The organism is Raoultella sp. T31 (assembly GCF_002806725.1).
Classification (GTDB): Bacteria; Pseudomonadota; Gammaproteobacteria; order Enterobacterales; family Enterobacteriaceae; genus Klebsiella; species Klebsiella electrica.
On the sequence record NZ_PIBO01000072.1, the window covers coordinates 1 to 7,074 of the forward strand.

The 7,074-nt window shown below is 60.6% G+C and carries 6 protein-coding genes; 3 read left to right on the forward strand and 3 right to left on the reverse strand.

Going from position 1 to position 7,074, the window contains the following annotated elements; all coding sequences use genetic code 11:
- Positions 1-228: 228 nt before the first annotated feature.
- Positions 229-1,161, reverse strand: a complete 933-nt coding sequence (gene mmuM, locus CWM52_RS25630) for a homocysteine S-methyltransferase (RefSeq protein WP_100686631.1) — start codon at positions 1,159-1,161, stop codon at positions 229-231.
- Positions 1,148-2,554, reverse strand: coding sequence for an S-methylmethionine permease (mmuP, locus tag CWM52_RS25635; protein ID WP_100686632.1), 1,407 nt, complete (start codon positions 2,552-2,554; stop codon positions 1,148-1,150). The genes mmuM and mmuP overlap by 14 nt, the downstream gene beginning before the upstream one ends.
- Before the next feature lie 500 nt (positions 2,555-3,054).
- Here mmuP and eat point away from each other — a divergent pair, with 500 nt between their 5' ends.
- Genes eat through eutC form a run of 3 tightly spaced genes read left to right on the forward strand, consistent with a single transcriptional unit; the run spans position 3,055 to position 6,608 of the window.
- Positions 3,055-4,434: an ethanolamine permease gene (eat, locus tag CWM52_RS25645; RefSeq protein WP_100686634.1), complete on the forward strand. Its 1,380-nt coding sequence runs from the start codon at positions 3,055-3,057 to the stop codon at positions 4,432-4,434.
- A 9-nt stretch (positions 4,435-4,443) separates the two neighbouring features.
- Entirely contained in the window at positions 4,444-5,832 is a 1,389-nt protein-coding gene (locus tag CWM52_RS25650; protein WP_100686635.1) for an ethanolamine ammonia-lyase subunit EutB, read from the forward strand.
- The gene (gene eutC / locus CWM52_RS25655; protein WP_100686636.1) at positions 5,829-6,608 is read left to right on the forward strand and encodes an ethanolamine ammonia-lyase subunit EutC; all 780 of its coding nucleotides are present in this window, start codon (positions 5,829-5,831) and stop codon (positions 6,606-6,608) included. Before CWM52_RS25650 ends, eutC begins: the two co-directional genes overlap by 4 nt.
- 106 nt (positions 6,609-6,714) lie before the next feature.
- Here the strand turns inward: eutC and CWM52_RS25660 are convergent, their stop codons facing one another.
- On the reverse strand, positions 6,715-6,891 hold the full coding sequence (locus CWM52_RS25660) for a hypothetical protein (RefSeq protein ID WP_015585065.1): 177 nt from the start codon (positions 6,889-6,891) through the stop codon (positions 6,715-6,717).
- Positions 6,892-7,074: the final 183 nt, after the last annotated feature.

The following is a 7,074-nucleotide window of genomic DNA, read 5'->3' on the forward strand; positions in this document are numbered from 1 at the left end:
CCCGGCCTACGGTTCGTGTACGTTGCAGGACGGGTGAGCTGTGTTATCCCGAAATCCACCCGTACGAAATGTTTGTACTGGTGGATGCAGCGTAACTGACGCCGGGTGGCGGCTTCGCCTTACCCGGCCTACGGTTCGTGCAAGTAGCAGTCGGGTGAGTGCTGCGCCCCGCGCCTGGGGGTTGGATACCTTGTAGGCCGGGTAAGCGCAGCGCCACCCGGCACAAACTCAGCGCTGCGCGTTCAATTCAGCAATATCCTTCGGCGTCGTGCGGCAGCAGCCACCAATCAGCTTCGCGCCCGCAGCCTGCCATTGCGGCAAATAACCTGCCAGGGTGGCGCAGGCTTCACCGTGATGGTGCCAGGTCTTGGTCACCGGGTCATAATGCTCGCCGGAGTTGGGGTAAACCACCAGCGGCAGCGCCGTCAGGCTATGCAGATACTCCAGCGCCGCGGTGGTGTTTTCCAGCGCGATACAGTTAATCCCCAGCGCCACCACCTGCGGGTAGTTTGCCAGCACGGCAACCACTTCCCGCAGCGACGTGCCGTCGCTGAGATGCTGCGCATCGCGCAGGGTAAACGAGAACCACGCCCGCGCGCGAGGGTACGCGGTCAGCAGCTCTGCCAGCGCCTTAATCTCGGCAACATTGGGCATAGTTTCACAGGCCAGCAGATCGGCGCCGGCGTCCAGCAGCGCTTCCACGCGCGGACGGTGGAACGCCTGAAACGCTTCGTGGCTACAGACATAATCGCCGCGATACTCCGAACCATCGGCAAGATACGCGCCGTACGGCCCGACCGAACCGGCAACCAGCAGCGCGCCCGCCTGCGGGTTTTCGGCAAGATACGCTTCCCGTGCCTTGCGCGCCAGTTCAACGCTTTTGCCAATTAGCGCCTTCGACTGCGCTTCATCCAGCCCACGGGCGGCAAACCCCGCCGGGGTGGCCTGGTAGCTGGCAGTGATCGCCACCTGCGCACCTGCGCGGAAATAGTCGAGGTGGACCTCGCGGATAAGCTCCGGGTTGTCGACCAGCACTTTCGCCGACCACAGACTGTCGGCGAGATTGCAGCCGCGCGCTTCCAGCTCCGTCGCCATCGCGCCGTCCAGCAAGATAAAGGGCTGTACGTCCAGGATGGCGGTTAACGGATTATTCTGCGACATGTTGAGGCTCCTGGGTCAATGTCCGTGAACGAGTCAGATAGTACGCACCATAACACAGGGCGACGAACGGGATCCCGCACCACAGCGCAATTCTCTGGCTGGGGTCAAAGGCGAGGCCAATGCAGGCCACCAGGCACAAAATAAAGCCCAGCACCGGCACCAGCGGATACCACGGCGCGCGATAGTGCAGTTCGCTCAGCGCTTTGCCCTGCTGGAGGTGGCGGCGACGGAACATAAAGTGCGCTGCGCAGATGCTCAGCCAGACCGCCACCACCGCAAAACCGGAAATCGCCGACAGCGCGACAAAGACCGTATCCGGCGCCACAACGCTGGAAAACAGCGCCAGCACGCCGCCCAGCATACTGACCGACAGCGCGATCAGCGGCACGCCGTTCTTGTTCACTTTGGCAAAACAGGCCGGCAGCGTCTTTTCGTTCGACAGCGACCACAGCATCCGCCCGGAAGCATACAGTCCGGAGTTCGCCGCGGAGAGAATAGCTGTGAGAATCACAAAGTTAAAAATGTCTGCCGCATAGGGGATACCCACCTTTTCGAACACCAGCACAAACGGGCTTTTTTCCACCCCCGCCTGCTGCATCGGGATCAGCGCCGCCAGCACAAAAACGGTGCCGATAAAAAAGATAATCAGTCGCGCGATGGTCGTGCGGATAGCGACCGGGATGACCTGATGCGGGTTTTGCGTCTCGCCGGCGGCGATACCGATAATCTCGGTACCGGAGAAAGCGAAATTCACCGCCACCATGGTCATCAGAATAGGCAGCCCACCGTGAGGGAACCAGCCTTCGGCGGTAATGTTGCGCAGCCCCGGCGCCGGTGAGCCATCCTGCATCGGGATAAAGCCAAAGATGGCGGCGCCGCCAAGAATGATAAAGGCAATAATGGTGACGACTTTCACCAGAGAAAACCAGAATTCGCCTTCGGCAAAGAAGCGTGTGGAGATGACGTTGAGGGCGAAAATCACCGCGCAGAACACCACACACCAGACCCACACCGGCACCTGCGGAAACCAGTACTGCATGCAGAACCCGGCGGCGGTAAAGCTTGAACCGAGCGCCACGGTCCAGGTCAGCCAGTAGAGCCACGCCACGGTATAACCGGTCGCCGGACCGAGATAGCGTGCGGCATAGACGTGAAAAGCGCCGGTTTCCGGCATCGCCACCGACAGCTCGCCCAGGCACTGCATCACCAGCCAGACCACCAGCGCGCCGATCAGATAGGCCAGCAGCGTACCCGCCGCACCGGTGGTGGAGATAATATAGCCAGTATTAAAGAATAACCCTGTGCCAATGACGCCGCCCAGCGACAGCATGATCAGGTGGCGCGTCTTCATGGTGCGCTTAAGCTGCCCACCTTGTTGTTGTGTTGTTTGCATTTGACCTCATGGGCGTATAGACATCTAAACATCCAGATAAGACATTCCTTATACCGCGACCACTGCTAAATTGCAAAGCGGCCTGGCTCAATGGAGCAAAAAAAACGCCGGCGCCGTGCTGCATCCCTCACGCCACATTTGCGGGCAGCTGCACCACTGCGACTCTTCCGCCGGGTGTGGTCTGCCCTTTTTTTGATCGTCGTTTGCTTAAAGTACCGCGTTTATCCGTGGTATGGCCTGGCACTCTCTTTGCAAGCTTCCACATAACTGAAATACCAGGCTCACCAGCCGTCATTATTGCAGGCAGTTTGAGCATCGACAGCGAGCAAAAACCGGAGCGTACACGTAGTACGTGAGGATTTATTCGCTGCGCTCACCCTGCGGGCCGCCCTAAAGGGCGTTCAAAATACTCTCGTATTTTGTTGCGCACTGCCCAGGCCTAAACTGACAAATAAAATAGCGTGGTGAGCCGGGTAACTTTATCTGGCGAGGCATCGACAATGACAGAGCAAACCACAACGCTAAAAAGAACGCTCGGCAGTTTCCGTTTATGGGGGATAGCCGTCGGGCTGGTGATTTCAGGTGAGTATTTTGGCTGGAGCTACGGCTGGTCGCAGGCCGGGACCCTGGGCTTTATGATTGTCGCGCTGGCCATTGCCGCCATGTACTGCGCCTTTATCTTTAGCTTTACCGAACTGACCACCGCCATTCCGCACGCGGGCGGGCCATTCGCTTACGCCTACCGCGCATTCGGCCCCACCGGTGGCTTTATTGCCGGTTTCGCCACCCTGATTGAGTTTGTCTTTGCCCCTCCGGCGATTGCCATGGCGATCGGCGCCTATCTTAACGTCCAGTTCCCGGCACTGGACCCCAAATGGGTCGCCTGCGGCGCCTACGTTATCTTTATGACGCTGAACATCCTCGGCGTCGGCATTGCCGCCACCTTCGAGCTGATCGTCACCCTGCTGGCGATTTTCGAGTTGCTGGTGTTTATGGGCGTGGTGGCGCCGGGCTTCTCATGGAGCCACTTTACCGCCAACGGCTGGGCCGGGGCAGAGAGTTTCAGCGGCCTGGCGCTGCCGGGGATGTTTGCCGCGATTCCCTTTGCTATCTGGTTCTTTCTGGCGATTGAAGGCGCATCGATGGCCGCGGAAGAGGCCAAAGACCCGCAGCGTACCATCCCGCGCGCGCTGGGCGGCGGTATTCTGACCCTCACCGTACTGGCCATCGGCGTGATGGTGTTTGCCGGGGGCGTCGGCGACTGGCGCACCCTGGCTAACATCAACGACCCGCTGCCGCAGGCAATGAAAATGGTGGTTGGCACCAGCAGCGGCTGGCTGCATATGCTGGTATGGCTGGGTCTGTTCGGTCTGGTGGCCTCGTTTCACGGCATTATCATGGGCTATTCCCGGCAGATCTACTCGCTGGCGCGGGCGGGCTATCTCCCTGCCCGTCTTGCCACCCTCAACCGCCGCACCCGCACGCCGTATCTGGCGATCCTCGCCGGCGGTGTGGTCGGTATCGCGGCCATTTTCTCCGACTCGCTGATCACCATCAGCGGGATGCCGCTGACCGCCTGTATCGTCACCATGTCGGTATTTGGCGCTATTGTTATGTATATCACCTCGATGGCGGCGCTGTTTAAGCTGCGCCGCAGCGAGCCGAATTTGATTCGTCCGTTCCGCGCGCCGCTCTACCCGTGGGCACCGGCCTTCGCCCTGGCGATGGCGGTACTCTGTCTGGTGGCGATGGTCTGGTATAACCCGCTGCTGGCGCTGATTTTCGCGGCGATGATGCTGGGAGGCTATCTGTGGTTTCGCAAAACTGCATCCTCCCGCGAACGTGCGCCGGCGGATCCACAGCTGCGCATTGTCTCCTGAGGAGGCGACATGTATAAAACAACGCTATCAGGCCAGGTCTGGCGCTTTGATAGTCTGAAAACGCTGATGGCGAAAGCGTCGCCGGCGCGATCCGGCGATGCGCTGGCGGGCGTGATCGCCGGGAGCGCCGAGGAGCGCATGGCGGCGAAAATCGCGCTGGCGGATGTCCCGTTAAGCGAGATTCTGGCTAACCCGCCGATCCCGTATGAACAGGACGAAGTCACCCGGCTGATTATCGACACCCACGACAGCGGTGGCTTCGCCGCCATTCGCCACCTGACGGTCGGGGATTTTCGCGACTGGCTGCTGGATGACGCCACCGATACCGCCACCCTGCAACGGGTCGCGCGGGCGATAACGCCGGAAATGGCGGCGGCAGTCAGCAAGCTGATGCGCAATCAGGATCTGATTCTCGCCGCCAGTAAGTGCCAGGTCATTACCCGTTTTCGCAATACGATAGGGTTGCCGGGCCACCTTAGCGTCCGCCTGCAGCCTAATCACCCGACGGATGATATGAAGGGCATTGCCGCCAGCATGCTTGACGGCCTGCTGTACGGCGCGGGCGATGCGGTGATCGGCATTAACCCGGCCAGCGACAGCCTGCCGGTGCTGGCGCAGCTCAACCATATGCTCGACGATATTATTCAGCGCTTCGCCATCCCTACCCAGTCCTGCATTCTGACCCACGTCACCAACACCCTGCAGCTGATTGAGCGCGGCGCACCGGTCGATCTGGTGTTCCAGTCGGTGGCAGGCACGGAAGCGGCCAACAGCGGTTTTGGTATTAATCTGGCCTTATTGCAGGAGGCGCGCGAGGCGGCGCTGAGCCTTAATCGCGGCACACTGGGCAATAACGTGATGTATTTCGAAACCGGCCAGGGAAGCGCCCTCTCCGCCAATGCGCATCACGGCGTCGATCAGCAGACCTGCGAAGCGCGCGCCTACGCCGTGGCTCGCCATTTCGACCCGCTGCTGGTCAATACGGTGGTCGGTTTTATCGGCCCGGAATATCTCTACGACGGTAAGCAGATCATCCGCGCCGGTCTGGAGGATCACTTCTGCGGCAAGCTGATGGGACTGCCGATCGGCTGCGACGTCTGCTACACCAACCACGCCGAAGCGGATCAGGATGATATGGACACGCTGCTGACCCTGCTGTGCACCGCCGGACTGACGTTCTTAATCGGCGTGCCGGGCGCGGACGATATCATGCTCAACTATCAGAGCACTTCGTTTCACGATGCGCTGTACGCCCGTCGCCTGCTCGGCCTGAAGCACGCCCCGGAGTTTGCCGCCTGGCTGGCGAAAATGCGCATTATCGACCCGGATGGCACCCTGCGTCTGACCGATGCCCGCCATCCGCTGCTGTCCGTCCTGCCGCAAGGAGAACCGGTATGAATCCCCCCGACGCCTGGAACCCGCTGCGTGAATTTACCGATGCGCGCATTGCGCTGGGGCGCAGCGGCGCCAGCCTGCCGACGCGCGAAGTGCTCAACTTTGGTCTGGCTCATGCCCGGGCGCGCGACGCCATCCACCGGCCGTTTGAAAGCGAGCAGCTTGAAGCGCCGCTGGCGGAGCTGGGCCTCTCGACGCTCACGGTGCGCAGTGCCGCCAGCGATCGGCATATTTATCTTAACCGTCCCGATCTCGGGCGGCGGCTGGATGAGGCCAGCCGCGCCGATCTCGCCGCCAGCGGCGTGCGTCCGGCGGATCTGCTGCTGGTGATTGGCGACGGGCTCTCCTCATATGCCGTGCATCGTCAGGCCCTGCCGCTGATTCGCGCGCTGCTGCCCTATCTGCACACGCTGGGCATCAGCCTCGCGCCGGTGGTGCTTGCCCATCAGTCCCGGGTGGCGCTGGGGGATGATATTGGCGAAACGCTGAAGGCCAGAGCGGTGGCAATATTAATCGGCGAGCGGCCGGGGCTCTCTTCGCCGGACAGCCTTGGCGTCTATCTGACCTGGCAACCGCATCGTCAGCGGCTGGAGTCGGAGCGTAACTGTATTTCGAATATTCGCCCGGACGGGCTGAACTATGATGCCGCCGCCTTTAAGCTGGCGTGGCTGCTGGAGCAGGCTTTTTTACGTCGTCTGACCGGCGTGCGCCTTAAGGATGAGAGCGATAACCCGGCGCTGCATGGCAGGGTGAAACCGCTGGGGGTTCAACAAATTTAAAGCTGCTGGAGGCTGCGGCATGGCATCCCGCTCGCCGCAACCTCCAGCAGCCTCGCGCTACACAAAGCACACCTCGTTCCAGTAGGCTTCACGCGTCCTGCGTCGCTCAGTATGTTTTATCATGACGGAACCACCGTGTTTCAACATTGCCGATATCCACGCCGTAAAGGCTGGCGACCGGCAATATTGCCTCCATCATGCGTTGGGTATCCTGCTGCCCGGCTTCACCGTTAGATAAAAAAGCCAGCCAGCGCGTTAATCGTTGCCATAGTGCTACTTTCATTTCTCCTCCGTCGGGAAGCAATTTGCCTGAACGTATTTCAACCACAGAAGGCGCCTGGCTGGAAATATCAATTCCGGGTTTTCAATCCCGAAAGACGCATATTGCCCCCATTCCAGTCTGCCCCGGAGGCGGCGCTGCGCGCCTGTCCGGGCTACAAAGCACAATATCGCGGTGGACCCGTAG